Source organism: Bradyrhizobium sp. SZCCHNR3119 (assembly GCF_032487775.1).
Classification (GTDB): Bacteria; Pseudomonadota; Alphaproteobacteria; order Rhizobiales; family Xanthobacteraceae; genus Bradyrhizobium.
Genome location: NZ_JAUEUV010000001.1, coordinates 4,001,065 through 4,026,780, shown reverse-complemented (window position 1 = coordinate 4,026,780; position 25,716 = coordinate 4,001,065). Strand labels below are relative to the sequence as shown.

The following is a 25,716-nucleotide window of genomic DNA, read 5'->3' as shown; positions in this document are numbered from 1 at the left end:
AAGCAAGCTGCGCGGCGCAGCCAACGAACTGCGCGCAACGCTCGTCTGGGGAGGATTCCATATGACAATTTCCGCACGCGTCCGCATTCTTGCGCTCGGTGTCGCCACCGCCCTTGCGGTCAGCACCGGCGCGAGCGCCGCCGATGTTCACGTGATGATCTCCGGCGGGCTGACCGCGGCGTTCAAGAAGCTGGCGCCGGAGTTCGAGCGGACCACCGGCAACAAGGTCGTGGTCGCCTACGGGCCCTCGATGGGCACGACCGTGAATGCGATCCCGATGCGACTCGAGCGCGGCGAGCCGGCCGACGTCCTCATCATGGTCGGCTATGCGCTGGGCGACCTCATCACAAAGGGCAAGGTCGCGGCCGACAGCCGCGTCGATCTGGTGAAATCTCCGATCGGCATCGCGGTGAAATCCGGTACGCCGCACCCTGACATTTCAACCGCTGACGCGGTGAAGCGCGCCTTGCTGGCGACGAAATCGGTCGCCTACTCCGACAGCGCCAGCGGCGTTTACGTCTCGACCGAGATGTTCGACAAGCTCGGCATCAAGGACCAGATGAAAGACAAAGCGCGAATGATCCCGGCGACCCCGGTCGGCGAGATCGTCGCCCATGGCGAGGCCGAACTCGGCTTTCAGCAGATCAGCGAATTGAAGCCGGTCGCCGGCATCGATATCGTCGGACCGTTGCCGGACGAGTTGCAGAAGATCACGATCTTCTCGGCCGGCATCGCCACATCGTCGAAGGAGCCCGAGGCCGGAAAGGCGCTGATCAGGTTTCTGGCCTCCCCGGCCGCCCGCACGACGATCGTCGACAGCGGGCTCGATCCCATCGCGCCCGCCGCGAACTGATCACTGCGTGCGTAGCGGCGTGTCCTTGAGGCCGTTGTCATCATAGGCCTTGCGCAACACGCCGTTCGACTTGGCGTCGGTCATGAACTTGGTGACGAAGGCAAGCGCCTGCGGATGGCTGGGCGGCACCGCGACCGCGGTGAACGTCTTCTTGAAGGTCTCGTCGAGCACTTTCGTGCCCGGCAGCTTCTTCGCCATTTCGTTGAGCTGATCGCGCGACAATGCGAAGGCGTCGATCTCGCCGGCGGCGAGCAGGCTGTAGACCTCGTCATAGGTCTTGAAGGGCGTTACCGTCGCCTTCTTCAGATGCGCCTTCGCGCCGCGCAGCGTGGTCGTGTCCTCGATCGCCGCAACCTCGGTGCCGCCCTGGTCGAGCGTTGCAAAATTCGTCGCAGTCGAGCCCGCCCGGACGATGTAGGTCGCATCGCCGACCTCATAGATCGGGCCAAACGACAACTTGCCCTCGCGCTCCGGATCCTTGGGCAGGAAGGCGACACTCCAGCCGCCCTTGGAGGCCGCATCGGCGATCTCGCCGGAATTGTGGTATTCGACATATTCGACCGGCACGCCAAGCTGTGCAGCCATGGCCTTGCCGAGATCGACCGGAACGCCCGCGTAACCATTCTCCGCCTTCGTGCACCAGAAGGCGCCTCCGGCCGGACTGATCGCGATCGCGACGCGCAGCTTGCCGCCCGGGGCGATCTCGTCCTTCAAGTTCGCAGCATGTGCGCTGTTCGTTACCGCCGCCGCGGCGGTAAACGCAAAGACTGCAGCGCATAGGCCGCGCCACTTCAACAACATGGCCTCTCCCATCAATTTGCACGGGTGGAAACAGCGTCCACCATGGCGAGGGGCTCGTTAAATACAAATTACTTCGGCAACGTAAAGGCAAAGGCAACGCGTAAAATCTGCATCGTTGTCATCGCGAAATCAAATCAATCGATGCAGAATTTTGATCAAATGCGGCGACGCAGACGACTGCGACACGCGAGGCAGATTTCGCCGTTTTGTAGGTGCTGCGACGGTGCCGCCGCCCGAGGCAGGGCTATCGCATATGGCCCAAACCGGACCGGCCTCATGGTTCGCGGCGCGCCGCAGGCGGCGCCCCTCACCATGAGGGTCTGTCCTTTTGCCGCAAAGCAAGCCCTCGTCCCGAGGCACTCGCCGGAGGCGAACGTCGGGAAGGACGGCCGAGAGAGAGCTTCGGCCGGCACATGCAGCATTGATAATCACTCGCTCATCGAGCGGACCCAGCCGCAGCAGGAACCTCGGCGTTGCCGGAATAGCCACCGGTCCGATGCCCCCGCGGCAGGAACAACTGGTACCGCCGATGGGCTGCAGATGGAGATGCAGGTGCCGCAGCACCGCCCGCCCCCTGCCCGCGGCTGGCTTGCTTTCAGCGACCGAGCCAGGCACCGGCTTCGCCTCCGGCTCGGCCGGTGGCGCGACACGACATCGCGTGCGCGCCTATGCGGAAAAGGACCGGTGCGGCGAGCGCAATCACGACGACGGTCGAGAGCGGCGGGCAGCGTTCAAGCGCTGGATCGACCATCGGCCGGCCTCCCAATCAGTTGACGATCCGGCGACATATCCGCGCGGTCATGCAACTTTCCGGTGACATATCGGCTTTCGTGTTTCGCTCCAGGTGGATTGTTGGTAGGAAACACAACGGATAGACTCTATCCGATGCCTTTTTTTGGTGCGCGTGGTCTCAAAGCCTGTTCAAATGGTTTTCCGGAGATGATGTCGACGCACTTGTCATCGCATTCCCAGCCAAGGTCTGCTCGGCAACATCTGCCGAGCATCATGTCGATTGCGCTCACAGCAACGCTGCTGGCCGGGTGCGAACAGAATTCGTTCCAGCCACCGCCTCCGCCCAAGGTGGACGTCGCACAGCCGGTGCAACGCGCGGTCACGCGCTACCTCGACGCGACCGGCAATACCGCGCCCGTGAAGAGCGTCGATCTGGTGGCGCGGGTCCAAGGCTTCCTGCAGTCGATCGACTACAAGGACGGCGACGCGGTGAAGGAAGGCACGACGCTGTTCACCATCGAGCCCGAGACCTACAAGTTCAAGCTCGACCAGGCCCAAGCCGCCGAGGCCGGCGCGCAGGCCTCGCTGAAGCAGGCCGAAGCGGACTACAGACGCCAGTCCGAGCTCGTCGCCCGGCAGGCCGTGTCACAGGCAACGCTCGATAGCTCCACCGCGGCGCGCGACAACGCCAAGGCCAATCTGGCGCAAGCCGAGGCCAACACACGAATCGCCCAAGTCAACTACGACTATACCAAGGTGACCGCGCCGTTCGACGGCGTGGTCAGCGCGCATCTGGTCTCGGTGGGCGAACTTGTCGGCGTTGCCTCGCCGACACAGCTTGCGACCATCGTCGCGCTCGACCCGATTTACGTGAACTTCAATGTCAACGAGCAGGACGTGTTGCGGATCCGGGCTGACGCGCGGCAGCGCGGGTTGACGGAGTCCGACTTCAAACAAATTCCGATCGAGATCGGGCTGCAGACGGAGGACGGTTATCCGCACCAAGGCAAGCTCGACTACGCTGCGCCGACGATCAATCAGGCCACCGGTACACTCGCCGTCCGCGGCATCGTCCCGAACCCGAACCGCGTGCTGCTGCCCGGCTATTTCGTCCGCATCCGCGTTCCGCTGGAGCGCGTGCCGAATGCGCTTCTCGTTCCGGACACCGCGCTCGGCAGCGACCAAAGTGGCCGCTATGTTCTCATCGTCAACGGCGACAATACGGTCGAGCAGCGCACTGTGACGGTCGGAGCGCGCGAAGGGGAGTTGCGCGTGATCGAAAGCGGACTGAAGCCCGACGATCGCGTGGTCATCGCCGGGCTGCTGCGGGCAATTCCGGGCCAGAAAGTCGACCCACAAGTCAAGACGATCGAACAGCAGGCCTCCGCCGGCAAATAGGAGCGGCGATGATCTCCAAATTCTTCATCGAACGCCCGGTCCTCTCCAACGTCATCGCGATCCTGATGATGCTGATCGGCGCGGTCGCGCTGTTCAACCTCGCGGTCGCGCAATACCCCGATGTGGTGCCGCCGACCGTGCAGGTCACAACGCGCTATCCCGGCGCCAGCGCCAAGACCGTGATCGACACGGTCGCGTTGCCGATCGAGCAGCAGGTCAACGGCGTCGAGGACATGCTCTATATGCAGTCCTACAGCGCCGCCGACGGCACCTACACGCTGACAGTGACCTTCAAGATCGGCACCGATCTCAACTTCGCGCAAGTGCTGGTGCAGAACCGCGTCTCCAGCGCGCTGTCGCAATTGCCGCCGGCGGTGCAGAACCAGGGCGTCACCGTGCAGAAGCGGTCGACCTCGATTCTGTTGTTCGTCACCTTGACTTCGCCGGACGCCAAATATGACAGCCTGTACCTGAGCAACTATGCCGCCATCAATCTGAAGGACGAACTGGCGCGGCTGCCCGGCGTCGGCAACGTCACGGTGTTCGGGTCCGGCCAGTATTCGATGCGCATCTGGCTCGATCCGAGCAAACTGCAGGTGCGCGGGCTGGTGCCGCAGGACGTGATCCAGGCCATTCAGCAGCAAAGCCAGCAGGTCGCGGCCGGCCAGATCGGCGCACCGCCGACTCCGCCGGGCCAGGCCTTTCAGTACACCCTCAACGTCGCCGGCCGACTCGACGATGTCAGGCAATTCGAAGACATCATCGTCAAGACCGGCGACAATGGCGACGTGACGCGCGTGCGCGACGTCGGCTCGGTCGAGCTCGGCGCACAGACTTACAGCCAGATCTTTTCGCTCAACCGGCAACCGGCCGCCGGCATCGGCATCTTCCAATCTCCCGGGGCCAATGCGCTCGAGGTCGAGCAGACCGTCGAGAAGAAGATGGCGGAACTCGCAAGAGCCTTCCCGCCGGGGGTCAAATACGAGACGCCGTTCGACACGACGAAATTCGTCAGCGCCTCCGTCCACGAGGTCTACAAGACCTTGATCGAGGCCGGCGTGCTGGTGCTGATCGTCATCCTGGTGTTCCTGCAGGACTGGCGCGCGATGCTGGTGCCGACCACGACGGTTCCGGTCACCATCATCGGCGCGTTCGCCGCGATGGCGGCGCTCGGCTTCACCATCAACATGTCGACCCTGTTTGCGATCGTGCTCGCGATCGGCATCGTGGTCGACGACGCCATCGTGGTGGTCGAAGGCGCCGCCCACAACATCGAGCGCGGCATGAACGGCCATGACGCGGCGATCCGCGCCATGGACCAGCTGTTCGCCCCGATCGTCGGCATCACCCTGGTGCTGATCTCGGTGTTCCTGCCGGCCGCATTCCTGCCGGGACTGACGGGACGGATCTACGCGCAGTTTGCCCTGGTGATCGCCGCGACCGCGCTGCTCTCCGCCATCAATGCTGCGACCTTGAAGCCGACGCAATGCGCGCTTTGGCTGCGCCCGCCGGTGCCGCCGGAGCAGCGCAATGTCTTCTACCGCGCCTTCAACAACGTCTACGCGCGGCTGGAGCGGCGCTATGAATCGCTGATCGGCTGGCTGGTCGCACACAGCAACATGTCGGTGATCGCAGCGCTGCTCCTGATCGCGATCGGCGGTTATGGCCTGTCGCGCGTCCCGACCGGCTTTCTCCCGATCGAGGACCAGGGCTACCTGATCGCCGCCGTCCAATTGCCCGACGGCGCCGCGCTGGACCGGACACAGAAGGCGCTGGAGAAGGTGAGCGAGATCGCGGGCCAGACGCCCGGCGTCGCCCAGGTCACCACCATCGCCGGCATATCCGCGTTGGACAATAGCGCAAGCCTGGCCAATGCCGGCGTCGCCTATATCGTCTTGAAGGATTGGGACGCCCGCGGCAAGGGCGAAGACCTGCGTTCACTGGTCTATGGGCTGAACGACAAGATGGCGGCGGTAATGGAGGCGCAAGTCTCGGTGCTGCCGCCGCCACCGATTCAAGGCATCGGCAATGCCGCGGGCTTTTCCATGCAGGTCGAGCTGCGCGACGGCAACAACGATTATGCCAAGCTGCAAGCCTTGACCTCCGCCATGGTCACCAACGCCGAGAGCCAAAGCGCGCTGCAGCACGTGCAATCGCCGTTCCGCGCCATGGTGCCGCAATTCGATATCGAGATCGACCGCATCAAGACGCAGACCTTGCACGTCACCACCGATGCCGTGTTCTCGGCGCTCTCGTCCTATCTCGGCTCCTCTTTCGTCAATCAGTTCAACAAATTCGGCCGCGTGTTCCAGGTCTATGTGCAGGCCGACGCCAGCGCCCGGCTGACCACGCGCGAGATCGAGAACCTGATGGTGCGCAACCAGGCCGGCGACATGATCCCGCTCGGCACCGTTGCCACGATCCGTCCGAGCGTCGGCCCCTCGCTGATCAGCCTGTACAATCTCTATCCCTCCGCCACCATCGTCGGCCTGCCGGCGCAGGGCTACAGCTCCGGACAATCGCTGACACTGATGGAGCAGGTCGCGGACCGGACCTTGCCGCCGGGCGCCGGTTACGAGTGGACCGCGATGTCCTATCAGGAGAAGGCGGTCTCGAACCAGATCTACCTGACCTTCGGTCTTGCGCTGCTGCTCGTCTATCTCGTGCTCGCCGGCCAATATGAAAGCTGGTACGCGCCGATCTCGGTGATATTGGCCGTACCGCTGTCGCTGCTCGGCCCGATGGCGGTGCTCTCGGCGCTCAAGATCGACAACAATCTCTATGTCCAGATCGGGCTGATCCTGCTCATCGCGCTGTCGGCCAAGAACGCGATCCTGATCGTCGAGGTCGGCCTCGAACTACATGGCCGCGACGGCAAGCCGCTGCTGGAATCGGCGATCGAGGCGGCCCGCGCCCGTTTCCGCCCGATCCTGATGACGTCGTTCGCATTCATCCTCGGCGTGGCGCCGCTGGTGTTCGCAACCGGCGCCGGCGCGAGCGCCCGCAAGTCGATCGGCATCACTGTGTTCTCCGGCATGCTGGCCTCGACCTGCCTCGCCGTGCTGTTCGTGCCGGCGTTCTTCGTCGTGGTGCAACGGTTCGAGAACTGGCTGGCAGAGCGCAAGGCGCCGGTGGATGTCGCAAGCGCGCAGACACTGCCGTAATTCTCCGTCATTGCGAGGAGCCGAAGGCGACGTTCTCAATTCGTGGGCGCGGGCACCCTGATCTCAGGCGGCAGGATCAGCGCCGCTGCGACCGCGAACAGGCAGAGGCCGGCGAAGGCGTGCAGCATGGTCGAAAAGCCGCCATGCTCATGGAGCCAGGCGACCAGACCGACCGAGGCGCCCGCGGCGGTGAAGCCGACGAAATAGCGCACCGCATAAGCGCGCGAGCGCCATTCTTCCGATGTGTACTTGCCGACCATGGCGTCATTGACCGTAACCTGGCCGAACGCGCCCATCACGATGCCGACCGAGACCAGGATCAAGGCCAGATCGGTGAAATCGGCGGCGAGATAAAGCAGCGGCGCCAGCACGACCGACAGCGGCAGCGCCACCGCCTTCAGCGCATGCCGGTCCAGCAGCCGCCCGATCGTGTATTGGGTCATCGCGCCGAACACATAGACCCCGGCCGCGATCAGGCCCAGCAGCGCCGGGCTCTGCGTCAGGCCGGCGAGCCGCTCGGCGAACAGCTTCGGCAGCGCCACCGTGACCGCATTGAAGGTGGTCGAGATCGCGATGACGACCATCAGCAGCGCGACGACGACCCGCCACATGTGCTCGCGCGCGACCCGCGCCTGCGCCGCCGCCTGCCGCGCGCCGCGACGGTCCTCATGCGTCACGGCGCATGCGAAGGCGACGCCGATCAGCATCGTGAGAACGCCCGGAACGATGAACGCAAAGCGCCAGCCGAGATATTCGCCGATCACGCCCGTCACCAGCGCCGACGAGGCCACGCCGAGATTGCCCCACACGCCGTTGATCCCCATCTCGCGCCCCAGTCTCTCCGCATAGGAGACGATCATCGCGGTGCCGACCGGATGGTAGATCGAGGCGAACAGGCCGATGGCGAGCAAGGCTGTGCCGAGCTGCACCGGCGTCCGGACCAGCCCGACCGCGACCATGGACGCGCCGATGCCGAGATAGAAGATGAGCATCATATGACGGCGGCTCCAGCGGTCGCCGAGCCAGCCCGTCAGCAGCGATCCGGCGCCGAAGGCGATGAAGCCAGGCGTGGCGTAAGGCAATAGTTCCGCATAGCTCATGTCGAGGGCCGGGCCCATGATGACGACCGCGGCGGCAAAAATCAGCATCGCATAGTGATCGATGAAGTGACCGGCATTGACAAAGCCGATCACCCGGCTCGGATGGTTCATGGGGCTGGCGCTCATGTTGTCTTGAAATCGATTATAGTCGCTTGCCCTGACGGGATGCCGCCAATGACCATCGTCGAAACGCCAATCCGCCCTCTTGTCGCCGACCGCCGCGCCGTGCAGGCCGGGGTTCACCTGGTCGCCCGCAGCTACAAGAAAGGCATGCGGCTCGCGCCGCATATGCACCGCGAGGCACAGCTGGTCTATGCCGCGAGCGGCACGATGCAGGTCACGACACCGAAAGGCCGCTGGCTGGTGCCCCCCGACCGCGCGGTCTGGGTGCCCGCGCACCACGCACATGCGATCGACATGTTGTCCGATAGCGAAATGCGGACGATCTTCTTCGACGGCGATTTGCTGCAGGGCCATATGCGCAAGCCGCGGCTCAGCAAGGAATTCGTGGTGCTGGTGTCGCCGCTGTTGCATCATGCGATCCTGGCGCTGTTCGAAGACCGGAAAGACCGCGAACGCGCCGACCTGCTGGTCCGGCTGGCGATGCTGGAATTGCGCCGCACCGAGGATTCCGCGACCTTCATTCCGCTTCCGCAGGAGCCGCGCTGCCGGCGCGCCGCCGACATCGTGCTGGCCACGCCGGCGATGACGCATGAAATCGAGACGCTTGCACGCAAGGTCGGCACATCCGCACGCACGCTGTCGCGGCTGTTTGCCGCAGAGACCAAGCTGAGCTTCAAAGCCTGGTGCCGACGGGCGCGGATCGCCACCGCCATCGAACGGCTGTCGACCGAGCGTCATCTCTCGATCAAGGCGCTGGCGTCCGATCTCGGCTATGCCAGCATGCCGGCCTTTTCACACGCCTTCCGGCAAGTGACCGGCAAGTCGCCGACAGATTTCGTCCGACGACTTTGACCAATTCTTATACTTGATTGTGACAAGCTTTGCCATAAATCCATGTAAGATCGACCTTCTCCGCGGGGGATTCGACGAGATCAGATGGCCAACGCTTTTTTCACCGACCTGCTCACCACAATCTCCGAGCGTGGCCGCACGTTTCTTCGCCGCGGCGGATCGCCAGCCGAAAAACACGATGCAGAGAGCCTGGCCGAGCTCTGCCAGGCCCTGCTATCGGGGGCCGGCGAAGCATCCGGCACCGCGATGGCCCGCGACGTGCTCGACGGCTACCATGATCTCGATGCCGATGGACGCAAGGCGTTCTTCACGGCGCTGGTGCATGAATTCGGACCTGACAAGGCCAAGCTCACCAAGGCCATCGAGAACTGGCGCGCGCATCCGACCGACGAGGACGCCAGCGAGTTGCATTTCGCCTCCGAGCCGCGGCGGCAGGAATTGATCCGCCGGCTCAACCGTGCGCCGGGCGGGACCGGCGAACTGGTCGCGATGCGGACCGATCTGCTCGGCTTGACGAAGGCCACCCCCGAGCTCGTGGCGCTCGATCGGGATATCGTCCATCTCTTGAGCTCTTGGTTTAACAGGGGGTTTCTCGTGTTACGCCGGATCGATTGGTCGACACCTGCCAACATCCTGGAACAGATCATCCGCTACGAGGCCGTGCACGAAATTCATGACTGGGACGATCTGCGCCGCCGCATCGACCCGGCCGATCGCCGTTGCTACGCCTTTTTCCATCCGGCACTGCCGGATGCGCCCTTGATTTTCGTCGAGGTGGCGCTGACCGAAACGATACCCGGCGCAATCTCGCCGCTGCTCGCGGTCGATCGTCAGCCGGTCCCGATCGATCGCGCGCGCACCGCAGTGTTCTACTCGATTTCCAATACCCAGCGCGGGCTCGGCGGCATTTCCTTCGGCAACTTCCTGATCAAGCAGGTGGTCGAAGAGCTCCGGCGCGAGCTGCCGAAGCTCGACACGTTCGTGACGCTGTCGCCGGTGCCGGGCTTCATGGGCTGGCTGAAGCAGACCACCGAGGTCAGCGATGAAGACCGTGCGGTGCTCAAGCTGCTGGACGAGCCCAAATGGTTCGAGGATCCCGAGATCGCTGCGCAATTGCGCACGGTGCTGGAGCCGATCGCCGCCTATTATTTCCTGAAAGCGCGCACGCCCAAGGGCAAGCTGATCGACTCCGTCGCGCGCTTCCATCTCGGCAACGGCGCGCGGTTGGAGCGCATCAACTGGCTCGGCGATCTCTCGGCCAAGGGTTTGCGCGAATCCGCCGGCATCATGGTCAACTATCTCTACCGCCTCGACGATATCGAGAAGAACCACGAGGCCTACGCCAATGAAGGCGAGGTGGTCGCCTCCAGCGCGGTGAAGAAGCTGATCAAGACGGAAGGTCGCAGGCTTCTGGACATGCGGCTGTCGTAAGCGGTCGCAGCATCGGCGCGGCAGTGGCCCGCCTAGCCGATGGACGGGAAGAGGCAGGTCTTCCGAAGGGCTCCATGCGATGACGCCGTTGCAGGGAGCATCGGCGACGAGGCAATCCAGATGTCTCGTGTGGTTCCTGGATTGCGCCGCCGAGCTTGTCATCCGGCCGCGCTTCGCGCGGACCGGGTCGCTCGCAATGCCGCCTGAGCGCGTCAGGACGAGCTCAGATCCCTGAAATACGGCTCGACCGGCCCGTGCACCTTGATGGTGAGCGGATTGCCGTGACGATCCTTGGCATTGCCCGCGGTCACGCGGACCCAGCCCTCGCTCACGCAATATTCCTCGACATTGGTCTTCTCGACGCCCTTGAAGCGGATGCCGACGTCGCGGGCCAGAACCTCCGCATTGTAGTACGGGCTCTTCGGATCGACCGACAAACGGTCCGGCAGTTCGTTCGCAGTGGTCTTCGTTTCGCTCACAACAGCGCCTCGATCTCTTTCTTCAATGCCTCAGGCTTGGTGGTCGGCGCATAGCGACCCACCACCTGCCCCGACCGGTCGACCAGGAATTTGGTGAAATTCCATTTGATCGCCGAACCCAATAGCCCGCTCTTCTCACGTTTCAGGAACTTGAACAGCGGATGCGCGGCCGCGCCGTTGACGGCGACCTTCGCAAACAGCGGAAACGTCACGTCGTACTTGCCCGCGCAAAACGCGCCAATCTCCTCTGCGGTGCCCGGCTCCTGGGCGCCGAACTGGTTACAGGGAAATCCCAGCACGGCAAAGCCCCGGCTCGCATACTCCCGGTAAAGTGCTTCGAGGCCGCGATATTGCGGCGTGAAGCCGCAGGCGCTCGCGGTGTTCACGACCAGCAACACCTGCCCCTCGAAGCGCTTCAGCGGCACCTCTTCACCACTGAGCGACGCCGCGGTGAAATCGTAGATGCTCGGCATCAGCTAGCCCACGGGATCGATCGGCATGGGTGGGGTTCCGCCAGCCTCGATCGCCTCGCCGGCGGCAAGGCACAAATCCTCCCGGAAGCGCTGCGACACGAGCTGCACGCCGACCGGGAGGCGCCCGACCAGGCCGGTCGAGACCGTCAGGGCCGGAACGCCGAAAAACGGGATCGCGATCTGGGTCAGCTGTGCGTGCCAGACTCGCTGGAACGATTCTTCGTCCTTGCGATCGAGCTGATCTGCGAACGGCAGTTCACCCGAGACCGGCATCAACAGCACCGGATGTTGTTCGAGGAACAGCAGCCACTCGCGGGTCAGCGTCGCCCGGCGGGTCAGCGCCCTGGAAAGCTCGGTGGAGTCGAACGGAAACACCTTTGCACGGTTGCCGCGCAGGCAGGCCAGCGCGCCGGGATCGCCTTCCTTCTCGGCGAGAGCGAGTTGCGCCTCATAGCCGTCACCGAGCCAGAGCTTTGTCTGCAGAATCGCGGCCTCCTGCATCGGCGGGGTGTCCTTGATCTCCTCCACCGTCCAACCCGCCCGCTCCAGCCGCTGGCCCGCATCGCGCACCGCGGCCTGCACCTCCGGCACCGGATTGAGCCCATCCGGATTGACGCAGAGCGCCACGCGCTTCGGCATCGGCGGACCTTCCAGCGGCACCGGCATCCACCAGGGATCGCGCACATCGCGCGCGGACATGGCTGCCAAGGCAAGCCGGACGTCCTTGATGGTACGCGCCAGGGGGCCGGAGACGGCACTGATCTGCGGTCCGATCGGGCGTTCCGGAAGGGAGGCGTTGAACGCGGGAATGCGCCCGACGGTCGGACGCAGGCCATGAATGCCGCAGGCATAGGCCGGGTAACGGACGGAGCCGGCAATGTCGGTGCCGTGGCCGATATGGCCGATGCCCGCGGCTGTCGCCGATCCCGCACCGCCCGAGGAGCCGCCCGGCGTGATCGCCGGATCACGCGGATTCTTGGTGTCGCCGTGGACGAGGTTGCTTGTGAACCAGCGGTAGGACACCGCCGGCGTATTGGTCCGGCCGAGCAGCACGGCCCCCGCCTTGACCAGGTTCTCCACCACCGGATTGTTGCTCTTGGCGATCGCGTCCTTCTGCAGCTTCAACCCATTGGTGGTGGCGAAGCCGGCCTGATCGACATTGACCTTGATCGTGACCGGCACGCCGGCCAAGGGGCCCGGATCTTCGCCGCGCGAAAGCGCCGCGTCGATGCTCTCGGCCTGTCGCAGCACCTGCTCGGGACGATGGTCGATCACCGCGTTGACCTTCGGATTGACCGCGCCGAGACGCGCCAGCGCCGACGTGGCCGCTTCCTTGGCGGAAACCTGCTTGGACTTGATGAGGGCGGCGAGGTCAGCGGCCGAAAGGCGCCAGAGGTCGGTCATGGGCAACTCCGTGATGTGGTCCGCTTTTAGCGCCGGAGCGGCGGAGGAACCAGCGCCGTGCCCTGCCCGTCCCGGCACACGGCCATGCGTGGAAGAGATGGGCGCCCGCCCGTCCGGCCTCCCTCCCGACCAATGCTAATTCTGAATTGATTCATACGACATCGATCTTGGCCAGCACCGACAATCGAGACTAAGAATCCGCAACTAAATTACGGGGGGGAACAACATGCTCGGATCGGGCACCGTCGTAGCAACGACGTTGATGATCGCCGCGCTCGCGACCGCACTGGCGCCGCGTATGTCCAGCGCCGAAACGTTCGCCTATATCGGCAATGCCGACAGCAACGATATCAGCGTATTCCGGCTCGATTCCGGTACGGGAGAGATGACGCCGGTCCAAACCGCGGCCTTCCCTGCTATCGAAACGCCCGGCTCATCGACGCCGCTGGCGATCAGCCCCGATCGTCGCACGCTGATCGCAGGCATCCGCTCCAAGCCCTTCCTGGCCGTGAGCTTCGCGATCGATCCCATAAGCGGGCACCTGAGCCATCTGGGTAACGGCCCGCTGGCCGACAGCATGGCCAATATCGCCTTCGACCGGTCCGGCAGGTTCCTGTTCAGCGCCTCTTATGGCGGCAACAAAGTCGCGGTCAACCCGGTGCAGGCGAACAGCGTCGTTGCCGCGCCTGCACAGGTGATTCCGACCGGGCTGAACGCGCACGCATTCCTGCCTGCGCCCGACAACCGCTTCGTGTTCGTGACCAATCTCGGCTCCGACCAGGTGCTCAGCTTCACCTTCGACGCGAGCTCCGGGGCGCTGACGCCCAACGCGGCGGGGACGATCAAAACGCCGGAAAAATCAGGGCCACGCCACTTCATCTTTCACCCGAACGGCAAGTTCATCTATCTCTTGCACGAGCTGAACGCCGATCTCGCGGTCTATGCCTACGATGCCGACAAAGGCACCTGGCGCGAGGAGCAGCGCACCTCCGTGCTGCCGCCGGGCTTCTCAGGAAAACCCTGGGCGGCGGATCTGCACGTGACCGCGGACGGCCGCTTTCTCTATGCCTCGGAGCGGACCTCGAACACGTTGGCGGCCTTCAAGGTCGACGCCTCGACCGGCCATCTCACCACGATCGGCAGCGTTCCGACCGAGACCCAGCCGCGCGGCTTCAACATCGATCCGAGCGGCCGTTATCTTGCAGCCGTCGGCGAGGTCTCCAACGGCATGACTGTCTACGGTATCGATCAGACCAGCGGAGCCTTGCGCAGGTTGAAGTCCTATTCCGTAGGCAAGAAGCCGAACTGGGTGGAGTTCGTCAGCCTGCCGTAAACGGCGGCGGAATCAGGGAACCAACGGCCGACTGAGGCACCGATTGGCCATTTCAATGCACGTTGTGGCTGCTTATATACAGCGCCATGACCGCCAAGCCCACGACCACCCCCTCCCGCCACCCGCTCGCCGTTCAACATCCGGAACTTGATGAGGGATCCATCCGGCTCCTGGTCGAGACCTTCTATGGTCGCGCCCGGCAGGATGAACTGATCGGCCCGATCTTCAATACGACGGTACAGGACTGGGACGAGCATATCGGCAAGATCGCCGATTTCTGGTCATCGATGCTCTTGAAGACCGGCCGCTACAGCGGCGCCCCCATGCGCCCACACCTGCTGCTGTCCCTGCAGGGCGCGCATTTCGACCGCTGGCTCAAACTGTTCGAAGCCACGGCGCGCGAGCTGTTCTCGCCCGAGATCGCCGAGATCTTCATTCTGCGCGCCCGACGCATCGCCGACAGCTTCGAGATGGGGATCGCAACCACGCGCGGAGAGATCATCCAGCCGCGGCATTCGGTCTGAGCGACGGGTCGGCAAGGGGCCACAGCCTCAGTGCCGCGTCATCGATCGGGCGGGCACGTCGAAGATCGCCTCCGAGAACGGAAATTCCAGGACGATGTCGCCTTCCTCGTCCGTCACCTCGATGACGGCCGAGAGGAGCGCCGCGTTGGCGCCTTCCGTGCGCAGCAGCTCCCGGATCATGTCGCGCGCGACTTCCCAGGCGCGGTCGGGATTGCGCAGCAGCTCACCATCGGTATCGGAGACCAGCTCGTCGCCAATCCGGGTGTTGAAGAAATATCGGGGCATGGACAGATTCCAATCGGGTCGCGCGTTGAGATAGAAAGCTCCAAGAACTCACAACTGCCTTATCCGGGCGGTTCCCCGCAGCCTAGGAGGAGAACCGGACGCGGTTGCGAAGCGATCGATCACGAATTCGTTGTATTGACAGCCCTGCTTTCCCGACATTGCCACTCGTTCTCCTCTGCCACGTCGCACTGCAATAAATAGGCCGACCGGTTCAAACGAAAAAGATTCCACTGGCGAACTTTTCATGGCGCGGTAGTTTATCGTTGAGGACGAAAATCGTCCCGATCGAAAAGGAGAGGACAATGGCCTGGAAAGCCCCCAAGATCGTTGAAGTGCCGGTCGGCATGGAAATCAACATGTATGCCTGCGCCGCTCGCAAATAATTTGCGAGTGTGACGTCAACACCGTGAGGGTGGACGCCGAAGGTCAGCGCATTGGCGAAACCCAAGGCACGGGATCGGGCGTTCACCCTCGGCTTCTTCGCCGCTTCGCCCCGTCCCGCCGGTTACGGCTTGCGGATGCGCCTGAAGCCATTATCCGAAGCCCCGCATTGAAGTCCCTCGTTTGACTTCCAGGAGACGGATTATGCTGCGCGTCGTCGTCCTGGGCGCCGCTGCCGGCGGCGGAGTGCCGCAATGGAATTGCGGCTGTGCGGTATGCCAGGCCGCCAGGACTGATCATCCTGAGATCCGGAATAGCCAGGCCTCGATCGCGGTGAGCGCCGACGGCGAGCATTGGTTCCTGGTCAATGCGTCACCAGACCTGCGCCAACAGGTTACCGATACACCGCAGCTTCATCCCAAGCCGGGCGCGCTCCGCCACAGCCCGATCGCGGGCGTGATCCTGACCAATGGCGAGATCGATGCGGTCACCGGCCTGCTGTCGATGCGCGAGAGTTCGCCCTTCACGATCTATGGGCATCCCAAGGTGCTTGCGATCCTGAAATCGAACAGCATCTTCGATGTGTTGAAGGAAGAGAACGTCCGGCGGGTACCGATCGAGGTTGATGCCGCCTTCGCCCCGCAATTGCCGGACGGCACCCCATCCGGGCTCGAAATCCTGCCCTTTGCGGTATCGGGTACCAGCGCCTGGTATCTGCGCGGGAAGGAGCATCCGGGGGGCAGCGCATCGACCGGCGACACGCTGGGCCTGAAGATTGCGGACAAGGCCAGCGGCCAATATTTCTATGTCATCGCCGCCTGCGCCGACGTGGACGATGCCCTGAGGCAGCGGCTGAAGGGCGCGCCGCTGGTGTTCTTCGACGGCACGGTATGGCGGGACGACGAAATGATCCAAGCCGGTCTTGGCAACAAGACCGGGCAGAGCATGGGGCATATCGCGATGTCCGGAGAAAGCGGCGCAATCAAGTCGCTGGCGGACATCGGGATCGGCAGGAAGCTTTTCCTGCACATCAACAACTCAAATCCGGCGTGGCTCCACGCCTCACTCGAGCGGCAGACATTGGAACGCGAGGGATGGGAAATCCCCGCTCAAGGGATGGAGATCTTGCTGTGAGTGATGTGAATTTGAGTGAAATGACCGCGCTGTCGATCGGCAACAATGTGAGGCTGAACAGCGCCGGCGAATTGGAGGCCGCGCTCCGCCATATCGGCGCGACCCGCTATCACAACCTGCATCCGTTCCATAAGCTCTTGCATGGCGGCAAGCTCAACAAGGGCCAGGTGCAGGCCTGGGCGCTGAACCGCTACTACTATCAGAGCACGATCCCGATCAAGGATGCAGTGGTGATCTCGCGCTTCCGCGATCGCGCCACCCGGCTGGAATGGCGGCACCGGATCGAGGATCATGACGGCGACGTCGGCAGCGAGGGCGGGATCGAACGCTGGATCAAGCTGACGGAAGGCCTCGGGCTCGACACCGCTTACGTCGAGTCGACCGAAGGCATCCTGCCCGCGACGCGTTTTGCGGTCGAGGCGTACGTGCATTTCTGCCGCGACCGCTCGCCGCTCGAAGCGATCGCCTCCTCGCTCACCGAACTGTTCGCGCCCAGCATCCATGAGGAGCGCATCGCGGGCATGCTCGATCACTACAATTTCGTCAACCACGACACGATGAGCTATTTCAAGCGCCGGCTGACGCAGGCACCACGCGACGCCAACTTTGCGCTGCATTACGTGAAGGAGCACGCGACCACGCCCGAGCAGCGCGCCGCGGTCTGCAACGCGCTGATATTCAAGACCAACGTGCTCTGGGTGCAGCTCGACGCGCTCTATCACGCCTATGTCGATGGCCATATTCCGCCCGGCGCCTTCGTGCCGAAAGAGGGCTGAGACGCCATGGCAGCACCACGCAACATCCAAGTCACCGAAGTAAGCCGCGTGGTGCTGCCGCGTCACACCAAGCTGAGATACGACGAGACGCGGCAGGTGTGGGTGATCCTGGCGCCGGAACGGGTGCTGGCGCCGGACGAGATCGCGGTCGAGGTGCTCAAGCTCTGCGACGGCGCACGCGACGTCGCAGCGATCGTGAACGAGCTTGCGGAAAAATACGCCGCACCGCGCGACATGATCGCCACCGATGTGGTCGCCATGCTGCAGGATTTGGCTGACAAGGGATTTTTGACCGAGGTTCGGGAGAAGACGCTATGACCGAACTGACAGACGTGCATCCGCGGACCGACAGCAATGACGGGTTGACCGTGCTGGAACAGCGCCGCTCGGTCGCGGAGACCTATGGCATTCCGCTTGCGGTGCTGGCCGAACTGACTCACCGTTGCCCGCTGCAATGCCCCTATTGCTCCAACCCGCTGGAGCTCGACCGCGGCGCAAGCGAGCTCACCACGGCTGAATGGAAGAAGGTGCTGTCCGAGCTCGCCGAGATCGGCGTGCTGCAGATACATTTCTCCGGCGGCGAGCCGACCGCGCGCAAGGACCTGGTCGAACTGGTGCAGCATGCCAACGATGTCGGGCTCTACACCAATCTGATCACCTCTGCGGTGCTGCTGACGCGCGAGCGGCTGCAGGCGCTGGCCGACGCCGGGCTCTGCCACGTTCAGATCAGCTTCCAGGCCTCGGAGGCTCCTCTTGCCGATCGCGTTGGTGGCTACAAAGGCGGCCACGCCAAGAAGCTCGAAGTCGCGCGCTGGACGCGCGAGCTCGACCTCCCGCTCACCGTCAACGCGGTGATGCACCGGCAGAACCTGCACCAGCTGCCCGACATGATCCAGATGGCGATCAATCTCGATGCCGACCGGCTGGAAGTCGCCAATGTGCAGTATTACGGCTGGGCCTTGAAGAACCGCGCCAGCCTGATGCCGACCTACGCGCAACTCGAAGAAACCGATCGCCTGGTTGCCGAAGCGCGCGAACGGCTGAAGGGCGTCCTCACGATCGACTACGTGGTGCCGGACTACTACGCGCTGCGGCCGAAGAAATGCATGGGCGGGTGGGGCCGCCAGTTCTTCAACATCTCGCCTTCCGGCAAGATCCTGCCCTGCCACGCCGCCGAGAGCATTACCGGGCTCGAGTTCGAATCCGTGCGCTCGAACCATTCGATCGCCTGGATCTGGCAGAATTCGGAGGCCTTCAATCGCTATCGCGGCACCGGCTGGATGAAGGAGCCGTGCAAGAGTTGCGAATTCCGCGAGATCGATTTCGGGGGCTGCCGCTGCCAGGCCTTTGCGCTCACCGGGGACGCCGGCAACACCGACCCGGCCTGCACCTTGTCGCCGCTGCATGAGAGCATTTTCAAGCAGGCCGAGCGCGACGCGGCTTCCGGCCAGGACCGCTTCCTCTACCGCAATTTTGCCGGCGGCAGCTGGGAAGGCGATCCGGCCGAGCACAACGACAATGCCTGACGCCGAGGCCGGCAAAGCTTCGGCGCGCCGCGCTGATCCCTTCGCACCGCTGACTTCGGAATGGCTGCAGGTCTCCGGCGGCCACGAGATCTATGTCGAAAGCGTCGGCCGCGTCGGCGGCATTCCGGCGGTGTATCTGCATGGCGGCCCCGGTTCCGGCTGCCAGCCCGATCACCGCCGCCTGTTCGATCCCGAGCGTTTCCATGCCGTGCTGTTCGATCAGCGCGGCGCCGGGCGCAGCCGGCCGGCCCGCAGCCGCGACAACAACACCCTGCCCGATCTGATCGCAGACACGGAGTTGATCCGCGAGAAGTTCGGTTTCTCGCGGTGGATCGTGGCCGGCGGGTCCTGGGGCGCAACCTTGGCGCTGGCCTACGCGCAGGCGCATCCGAGCCGCGTCGCGGGACTGGTGCTGCGGGCGACGTTTCTGGGCACAAGGGCCGAGGTGGAAACCGCGTTCGGCGAGACACTGGCCCGGTTCTACCCGGCGCTGCATCGCGACTTCCTCGAAGTGCTTCCCGAAGCCGAACGCGGTGAGCCCTGCGCGGCCTATTGGCGGCGTATCCTTGATCCAGATCCGGCCGTCCATGCGCCCGCAGCACGCGCCTGGCATGACACCGAGCGTGCGCTTTCGGAAGTGAGACCCGCCCGCTTCAGGCTCGATCAGGCGACGCTGCGCGCGACCGGCCCGCTGCCCGCGACAGCCTTCATGGAGGCGCATTACTTCCAGAACGACTGCTTCATGGCGCCGGACCAATTGCTGCGCCAAGCCGGCAGGCTCACCGGCATCCCCGGCATCGTCGTGCAGGGCCGCTACGACCTGCTCTGCCCGCCCGCGACCTCCGCGGCGCTCGCCGACCTGTGGCATGAGGCCGAAATCCGTGTCATCGAAGCCGCAGGTCACAATCTTTATGATCCCGGCATCCGCGATGCGGTCATGAAATCGATCGCCGATATGGCGTCTCGCACGGCTGCGCCTTAAACACGTCGCCATCACCTCGTCCTGAGGAGCGATGCGGAGCATGGCGTCTCGCAGGATGAGGCCCTCCAAATGCATCCGGCCCCGATGGTTGAGACGCGTCTGCGAAGGCGCTCCTCACGACGAGGAACGAACTGCAGTAAGGACACCTCCCAATGCCCATCGCCGGAAAAGGCATGCTGCTGACATCGATGAACATCGATGCGGCTGACGAAGCCGATTTCAACCGCTGGTACGACCGCGAGCATCTGGAGGAGCGCGTGGCGATCCCGGGCTTCATCGAGGCCAGGCGCTATGTCGCCGAGCAGGCGAGCCCGAAATATCTCTGCCTCTACTCCACCGAAACCATCGACGTGCTGAGCAGCGAAGCCTATCGCGCTCGGCTCAATGCACCGACCGACTGGTCGAAGACGACGATGGCGCGGTTCAAGAACATGATCCGGTCAGTCGCCCGCATCACGATCTCGAAGGGCACCGGCCGCGGCGCCATCCTCGGCATCATCCGCCTGCGTCCGAAACCGGGACAAGACGCGGCACTGCGTGCTGCGTTGCAGGTCGAGCTCGATCCTGACGATCTCGACAGCATCATCTCGATGCATCTGCTCGAAGGCGACGCAGCCCTGTCCGGACCGAGCGCCGAGCTGCCCGCAACCGATCGCGGCGCGGATTGGTTTGTCCTGATCGACGGCACCGAAAGCCACGCCATCGCCACGCTGATGACGACGCGCTTTGCTGCGATCGACGGACCACTGGCAACCCAGATGTCGGTCGGCATCTACCGTCTGATGTGGGATCTAAGCCGGACCGACATCACGCAGAGCTGATGGCGCCTTGTGATGGATCAATGACGTCCCCTCGCCGCGGCGCATGCTTGGCTTCGGCGGGGTGATGGCATTCAACAGCATAGATACGCCGCAGTGCAGCACGCGCGCTGCAGCGCATCGGTTACACAAATTTGCCTTTGTGCCCGCCTTGGAATGGCTCTAGTCTAATAGGACAACGATATTGAACCATTTCAAAAACAGAAGGACGGCAGCCAGGGTGTGATCCGGAAGAGCAGGTAACCGCCTCCGATCCGATGATGCCGAATGGCTAGTCATCCTCACGTCAGGAAGGCCGCGCGTCCGTTTATGCGCGCGGGCGAGGTGGGAATGAAACCGACTGATATTTCGGCTCCCGACTACTTTCATAAAGTAGTCGACTGCCAATGGGCTTGCCCCGCTCATACTCCCGTCCCGGAATATATCCGCCTGATCGCCGAGGGTCGCTATAGCGACGCCTACATGATCAACTGGAAATCGAACGTGTTCCCGGGCATTCTCGGCCGCACCTGCGATCGTCCGTGCGAGCCGGCCTGTCGGCGCGGCCGCGTCGAAGAGAGCCCGGTGGCGATCTGCCGCTTGAAACGCGTCGCGGCCGACTTCAAAGACGATGTGACGCAGCGGATGCCGCGGCCGGTCGCAAAGAACGGCAAGCGGATCGCGCTGGTCGGCGGCGGCCCGGCCTCACTCACCGTGGCGCGCGATCTCGCCCCGCTCGGCTATCACTGCACCGTATTCGATGCCGACCCGAAGCCCGGCGGCATGATGCGCTCCCAGATTCCGAAGTTCCGTCTGCCCGACAGCGTGGTCGACGAAGAGACGGACTACGTCCTGAACCTCGGCGTCGAGTTCAAGGGCGGCCACCGCATCGACAGCCTGAAGCAGCTGCTCGCGGACAAATATGACGCTGTTTTCATCGGCTCCGGCGCGCCGCGCGGTCGCGAGCTCAACATTCCTGGCCGGAAGGAAGCTGCGGCCAATATCCACATCGGTATCGAGTGGCTCGCCAACGTCTCATTCGGCCACACCGACAAGATCGGCCGCCGGGTGATCGTGCTCGGCGGCGGCAACACCGCGATGGATTGCTGCCGCACCGCGCGTCGGCTCGGCGGCGAAGACGTCAAGGTGATCGTGCGCTCCGCCTTCGAGGAGATGAAGGCGTCTCCCTGGGAGAAGGAAGACGCGATGCACGAGGACATCCCGATCCTCAACTATCTGGTGCCGGTCGCGTTCAACCACGACAACGGCAGGCTCACCGGGGTGACCTTCCAGAAGGTCCGCGCCGAATATGATGCCAAGGGCCGCCGCAACCTGGTGCCGTCAGGCGAGCCGGACCAGACCTTCGAATGCGACGACGTGCTGGTCGCGGTCGGTCAGGAGAATGCGTTCCCCTGGATCGAGCCGGACTGCGGCGTCGCCTTCGACAAATGGCACATGCCGGTGGTCGATCCCAATACGTTCGTCTCGACCAATCCGAAAGTGTTCTTCGGCGGCGACGCCGCATTCGGTCCGAAGAACATCATCTGGGCGGTGGCGCACGGCCATGAGGCGGCGCTGTCGATCCATCGCCTGCTGTCCGGCGAGGATATCAGCGAGCGGCCGCTGCCCGAGGTGCACGTCACCTCGCAGAAGATGGGCATTCACGATTGGAGCTACGACAACGACGTCTCGCCCGAGAAGCGCTACCAGGTGCCGCATCGCGACAAAGTGGTGGCGCTCAAGGACATCCGCGCCGAGGTCGAACTCGGCTATGACGTCAAGCTCGCGCTTGGCGAGGCGCACCGTTGCCTGAATTGCGACGTGCAGACGGTGTTCTCGAACACGCTCTGCATCGAGTGCGACGCCTGCGTCGACATCTGTCCGATGGATTGCATCACCTTCACCCAGAATGGCGACGAGGCCGATCTGCGGCAGCGGCTGAAGGCACCGTCGCTACATCCGGACCAGAGCCTCTATGTGTCGGATGATCTGAAGACCGGCCGCGTGATGGTGAAGGACGAGGACGTCTGCCTCCATTGCGGCCTGTGCGCCGAGCGCTGCCCCACCGGTGCGTGGGACATGCAGAAATATTTCCTCGAGATCACTCACGCAGGTCACGCATGCCCCAGCAAGCGCCGCTCAGCCGCGTAAACGACTTCGTCGTCCGCTTCGCCAACATCAACGGCTCGGGCTCGGCGAGCGCCAACGAGCTGTTCGCGCGTGCCGTGCTGCGCCATGGCGTGCCGGTCAGCCCGCGCAACATCTTCCCCTCCAACATCCAGGGCCTGCCGACCTGGTACGAGGTGCGCGTCACGGAGGCTGGTCATCTCGGCGCCCGCGGGGGCGGCACCGACCTGATGGTCGCGATGAACCCGCAGACCTGGGACAAGGATGTCGCCGGCATCGTGCCCGGCGGCTATCTGTTCTACGACTCAACCAAGCCGATGCCGTCGAGCAAATTTCGCGACGACATCACGGTGATCGGCGTGCCGCTGACGGCAATCACCAATTCGACCTATAGCGACCCGCGACAGCGCCAGCTGTTCAAGAACATCATCTATCTCGGCTCGCTCTGCGCGCTGCTCGACATGGACCCGAAACTCGTCGAGCAGCTGATCGGCGAGCAATACAAGGGCAAGGAGAAGCTGCTCTCCTCGAACGTGCATGCGCTGCATCTCGGGCGCGACTGGGCGCTGCAGAACCTGAAATGCCCGATCGGGTTGAAGATCAGGAAGGCCGACAAGGTCGGCGACCGCATCTTCATCGAGGGCAACAATGCCGCTGCGCTCGGCGCGGTCTATGGCGGCGCCACTGTCTGCGCCTGGTATCCGATCACGCCGTCCTCGTCGCTGGCGGAAGCCTTCACCAACCATTGCAAGAAGCTGCGGCACGATCCGGAGACCGGACAGGCCAAATATGCGATCGTGCAAGCAGAGGACGAGCTGGCTTCGATCGGCATGGTGATCGGCGCGTCCTGGAACGGCGCGCGAGCCTTCACCACGACCTCCGGTCCCGGCATCTCGCTGATGACGGAATTCATCGGCCTGTCCTACTTCGCCGAGATTCCAGCCGTCATCATGAACGTGCAGCGCGCCGGGCCATCAACGGGGATGCCGACCCGCACCCAGCAATGCGACATCATCGCCTGCGCCTATGCGTCGCATGGCGACACCAAGCATGTGCTGCTCTTCCCCGAGGATCCCGCCGAAGCGTTCGAATTCGCGGCGACAGCCTTCGATCTCGCCGAGCGGATGCAGACCGTGATCTTCCTGATGCTCGACCTCGACATCGGCATGAATCAGCGGCTGTGCCGGCCGCTGAAATGGGATGATGCGCGGCAGTATGACCGCGGCAAGATCATGACCGCGGAGATGCTCGAGGAAGGCCGCGACTTCGGCCGCTATCTCGATGTCGACGGCGACGGCATCCCTTATCGCACCGATCCCGGCACCCACCCGACCAAGGGCTCCTACTTCACCCGCGGCACCTCGCGCGATCCTTACGCACGCTATTCGGAGGAAGGCGCCGTCTACGCCGACAATGTGCAGCGGCTGCTGCGCAAGTTCGAGACCGCGCGGGACCTCGTGCCGCGGCCGCTGCAGGCCAATGCGGCGAAGCCCACCAAATACGGCGTCATCTATTTCGGCTCGACGGCGCCGGCGATGGACGAGGCGATCGAGATCCTGGAAGCGCGCGGCCATCTGCTTGATCGCCTGCGCATCCGCGCCTTCCCGTTCCATTCGAGCGTAGCGAGCTTCCTCGCCGAACACGACTTCGTCTATGTGGTCGAGCAGAACCGTGACGCCCAACTACGCCAGTTGATCGTCAACGAGAACGGCATCGATCCGGTCCGGCTGATCCCGATCCTGCACTATGATGGCACCCCGATCACGGCGCGCTTCATTGCAGATAGCATCGGCGATCACCAGGATCACCTCAAAGTCACACCGCTGCGCAAGGCCGTGTCATGACTTTGGCCAAGAGCTCTCCGCCGTCATGCCCGGCCTTGTGCCGGGCATCCACGTCTTTCTTTTTCCTGGCCCAGACACGGATGGCCGGGACAAGCCCGGCCATGACGAGCCTGGGATGCGAGGTGCTCTCATGACCTACATTGCCAAGCCGAAATTCCATCATCCCGGCATCAAGACCAACGCGCTCGGCTTCACCCACCGCGACTACGAGGGCAAGATCTCGACGCTGTGCGCCGGCTGCGGTCATGATTCGATCACTGCCTCGATCATCGAAGCCTGTTTCGAGCTGTCGATCGAACCGCACCGGGTCGCGAAGATCTCCGGCATCGGCTGTTCGTCGAAAACGCCGGACTATTTCCTCGGCAATTCGCACGGATTCAATTCGGTCCATGGCCGCATGCCGTCGGTGCTGACCGGCGCCAATCTCGCCAATCGCGAGCTGATCTATCTTGGCGTCTCCGGCGACGGCGATTCCGCCTCGATCGGCTTCGGCCAGTTCGCGCACGCGATCCGGCGTGGCGTCAACATGACCTATATCGTCGAGAACAACGGCGTCTACGGCCTCACCAAGGGCCAGTTCTCGGCAACCGCTGACCGCGGTTCGAAATCGAAGAAGGGCGTGACCAACACCGACAATGCCATCGACCTGGTCGGGATCGCGCTGCAGCTGGGCGCGACCTATGTCGCCCGTTCCTTCTCCGGCGACAAGAAGCAGCTGGTGCCGATCATTGCCGGCGCGATCCAGCACAAAGGCGCGGCCTTCATCGACGTCGTCAGCCCCTGTATCGCCTTCAACAATCACGCGGGCTCGACCAAGAGCTACGACTACGTGCGCGAGCACAACGACGCCGTAAACCGGCTCGACGTGTTCACCGGGCGAGATCCGATCACGGTCGACTACGCGCCCGGCACGGTGCAGATCGTCGAGCAGCATGACGGCAGCAGGCTGGCGCTACGCAAGATCGACGCGGACTACGATCCGCATGACCGGCTTGGGGCCATGACTTTCCTGCAGAAACACGCCGCCCAAGGCCAGATCGTTACCGGCCTGCTCTATGTCGATCCGGACGCAGAGGATCTGCACAGCCATCTCAATACGGTTGAGCGGCCGCTGAACCGGATGGAAGCTGCGGATCTCTGTCCGGGCTCGGCGGTCCTGGACAAAATCAACGCCAACCTGCGCTGATCGACCGTAGC

23 protein-coding genes are annotated in these 25,716 nt (G+C 63.7%); 17 read left to right on the top strand and 6 right to left on the bottom strand.

Annotated features, from left to right (window positions below; genetic code table 11):
- The first annotated feature begins 61 nt into the window (after positions 1 to 61).
- A complete protein-coding gene (locus tag QX034_RS18580) occupies positions 62 to 853 on the top strand; it encodes a substrate-binding domain-containing protein (protein WP_315701065.1) in 792 nt (263 codons plus the stop codon).
- Here the strand turns inward: QX034_RS18580 and QX034_RS18575 are convergent, their stop codons facing one another.
- Positions 854 to 1,654, bottom strand: a complete 801-nt coding sequence (locus QX034_RS18575; RefSeq protein ID WP_315701066.1) for a transporter substrate-binding domain-containing protein — start codon at positions 1,652 to 1,654, stop codon at positions 854 to 856.
- A 1,005-nt stretch (positions 1,655 to 2,659) separates the two neighbouring features.
- Here QX034_RS18575 and QX034_RS18570 point away from each other — a divergent pair.
- Together QX034_RS18570 and QX034_RS18565 are read left to right on the top strand one after the other, a co-directional pair.
- A complete protein-coding gene (locus QX034_RS18570) occupies positions 2,660 to 3,784 on the top strand; it encodes an efflux RND transporter periplasmic adaptor subunit (protein WP_315701067.1) in 1,125 nt (374 codons plus the stop codon).
- A gap of 8 nt (positions 3,785 to 3,792) precedes the next feature.
- On the top strand, positions 3,793 to 6,948 hold the full coding sequence (locus QX034_RS18565) for a multidrug efflux RND transporter permease subunit (RefSeq protein WP_315701068.1): 3,156 nt from the start codon (positions 3,793 to 3,795) through the stop codon (positions 6,946 to 6,948).
- Positions 6,949 to 6,983: 35 nt separating this feature from the next.
- On the opposite strand, the gene QX034_RS18560 is transcribed toward QX034_RS18565, so the two are convergent.
- Complete coding sequence (locus QX034_RS18560; protein ID WP_315701069.1) at positions 6,984 to 8,159, bottom strand: MFS transporter; 1,176 nt, start codon at positions 8,157 to 8,159, stop codon at positions 6,984 to 6,986.
- A 63-nt stretch (positions 8,160 to 8,222) separates the two neighbouring features.
- On the opposite strand from QX034_RS18560, the gene QX034_RS18555 reads away from it, so the two are divergent.
- Together QX034_RS18555 and QX034_RS18550 are read left to right on the top strand one after the other, a co-directional pair.
- On the top strand, positions 8,223 to 9,023 hold the full coding sequence (locus QX034_RS18555; protein ID WP_315701070.1) for a helix-turn-helix transcriptional regulator: 801 nt from the start codon (positions 8,223 to 8,225) through the stop codon (positions 9,021 to 9,023).
- An 84-nt stretch (positions 9,024 to 9,107) separates the two neighbouring features.
- The gene (locus QX034_RS18550; protein WP_315701071.1) at positions 9,108 to 10,454 is read left to right on the top strand and encodes a malonyl-CoA decarboxylase; all 1,347 of its coding nucleotides are present in this window, start codon (positions 9,108 to 9,110) and stop codon (positions 10,452 to 10,454) included.
- Positions 10,455 to 10,666: 212 nt separating this feature from the next.
- Here the strand turns inward: QX034_RS18550 and QX034_RS18545 are convergent, their stop codons facing one another.
- Genes QX034_RS18545 through QX034_RS18535 form a run of 3 tightly spaced genes read right to left on the bottom strand, consistent with a single transcriptional unit; the run spans position 10,667 to position 12,810 of the window.
- Positions 10,667 to 10,933 carry a DUF3297 family protein gene (locus QX034_RS18545; RefSeq protein WP_315701072.1) on the bottom strand — a complete coding sequence of 89 codons (267 nt, stop codon included), beginning with the start codon at positions 10,931 to 10,933 and terminating at the stop codon, positions 10,667 to 10,669.
- Positions 10,930 to 11,406, bottom strand: a complete 477-nt coding sequence (locus QX034_RS18540) for a glutathione peroxidase (protein ID WP_315701073.1) — start codon at positions 11,404 to 11,406, stop codon at positions 10,930 to 10,932. Before QX034_RS18540 ends, QX034_RS18545 begins: the two co-directional genes overlap by 4 nt.
- Positions 11,407 to 11,409: 3 nt before the next feature.
- Positions 11,410 to 12,810 (bottom strand): amidase family protein, encoded by a 1,401-nt coding sequence (locus tag QX034_RS18535; RefSeq protein ID WP_315701074.1) that lies wholly within the window; start codon positions 12,808 to 12,810, stop codon positions 11,410 to 11,412.
- A 226-nt stretch (positions 12,811 to 13,036) separates the two neighbouring features.
- On the opposite strand from QX034_RS18535, the gene QX034_RS18530 reads away from it, so the two are divergent.
- Entirely contained in the window at positions 13,037 to 14,143 is a 1,107-nt protein-coding gene (locus QX034_RS18530; RefSeq protein WP_315701075.1) for a lactonase family protein, read from the top strand.
- An 86-nt stretch (positions 14,144 to 14,229) separates the two neighbouring features.
- Positions 14,230 to 14,667 carry a group III truncated hemoglobin gene (locus tag QX034_RS18525; RefSeq protein ID WP_315701076.1) on the top strand — a complete coding sequence of 146 codons (438 nt, stop codon included), beginning with the start codon at positions 14,230 to 14,232 and terminating at the stop codon, positions 14,665 to 14,667.
- 27 nt (positions 14,668 to 14,694) lie between these two features.
- Here QX034_RS18525 and QX034_RS18520 read toward each other — a convergent pair whose 3' ends face one another.
- Entirely contained in the window at positions 14,695 to 14,952 is a 258-nt protein-coding gene (locus QX034_RS18520; protein ID WP_315701077.1) for a DUF6894 family protein, read from the bottom strand.
- 302 nt (positions 14,953 to 15,254) lie between these two features.
- Between QX034_RS18520 and pqqA the strand changes: the two genes are divergently transcribed.
- The 10 genes from pqqA to QX034_RS18470 all read left to right on the top strand — a co-directional run bounded on the left by pqqA (position 15,255) and on the right by QX034_RS18470 (position 25,705).
- Complete coding sequence (gene pqqA, locus QX034_RS18515) at positions 15,255 to 15,335, top strand: pyrroloquinoline quinone precursor peptide PqqA (RefSeq protein ID WP_012029362.1); 81 nt, start codon at positions 15,255 to 15,257, stop codon at positions 15,333 to 15,335.
- A 202-nt stretch (positions 15,336 to 15,537) separates the two neighbouring features.
- Entirely contained in the window at positions 15,538 to 16,467 is a 930-nt protein-coding gene (pqqB, locus tag QX034_RS18510; protein ID WP_315701078.1) for a pyrroloquinoline quinone biosynthesis protein PqqB, read from the top strand.
- A 20-nt stretch (positions 16,468 to 16,487) separates the two neighbouring features.
- Entirely contained in the window at positions 16,488 to 17,243 is a 756-nt protein-coding gene (gene pqqC, locus QX034_RS18505) for a pyrroloquinoline-quinone synthase PqqC (RefSeq protein ID WP_410050917.1), read from the top strand.
- 6 nt (positions 17,244 to 17,249) lie between these two features.
- Entirely contained in the window at positions 17,250 to 17,561 is a 312-nt protein-coding gene (gene pqqD / locus QX034_RS18500) for a pyrroloquinoline quinone biosynthesis peptide chaperone PqqD (RefSeq protein ID WP_315701080.1), read from the top strand.
- Positions 17,558 to 18,769 carry a pyrroloquinoline quinone biosynthesis protein PqqE gene (gene pqqE, locus QX034_RS18495; RefSeq protein WP_315701081.1) on the top strand — a complete coding sequence of 404 codons (1,212 nt, stop codon included), beginning with the start codon at positions 17,558 to 17,560 and terminating at the stop codon, positions 18,767 to 18,769. Before pqqD ends, pqqE begins: the two co-directional genes overlap by 4 nt.
- On the top strand, positions 18,762 to 19,751 hold the full coding sequence (gene pip / locus QX034_RS18490; protein WP_316195661.1) for a prolyl aminopeptidase: 990 nt from the start codon (positions 18,762 to 18,764) through the stop codon (positions 19,749 to 19,751). Before pqqE ends, pip begins: the two co-directional genes overlap by 8 nt.
- Before the next feature lie 152 nt (positions 19,752 to 19,903).
- Positions 19,904 to 20,572, top strand: a complete 669-nt coding sequence (locus QX034_RS18485; RefSeq protein WP_315701083.1) for a DUF4286 family protein — start codon at positions 19,904 to 19,906, stop codon at positions 20,570 to 20,572.
- Between the two features lie 327 nt (positions 20,573 to 20,899).
- Positions 20,900 to 22,699 (top strand): FAD-dependent oxidoreductase, encoded by a 1,800-nt coding sequence (locus QX034_RS18480; RefSeq protein ID WP_316195660.1) that lies wholly within the window; start codon positions 20,900 to 20,902, stop codon positions 22,697 to 22,699.
- Positions 22,669 to 24,519, top strand: coding sequence for a 2-oxoacid:acceptor oxidoreductase subunit alpha (locus tag QX034_RS18475; RefSeq protein ID WP_316195659.1), 1,851 nt, complete (start codon positions 22,669 to 22,671; stop codon positions 24,517 to 24,519). The genes QX034_RS18480 and QX034_RS18475 overlap by 31 nt, the downstream gene beginning before the upstream one ends.
- A 130-nt stretch (positions 24,520 to 24,649) precedes the next feature.
- Positions 24,650 to 25,705: a 2-oxoacid:ferredoxin oxidoreductase subunit beta gene (locus QX034_RS18470; protein WP_315750966.1), complete on the top strand. Its 1,056-nt coding sequence runs from the start codon at positions 24,650 to 24,652 to the stop codon at positions 25,703 to 25,705.
- Positions 25,706 to 25,716 lie beyond the last annotated feature (11 nt).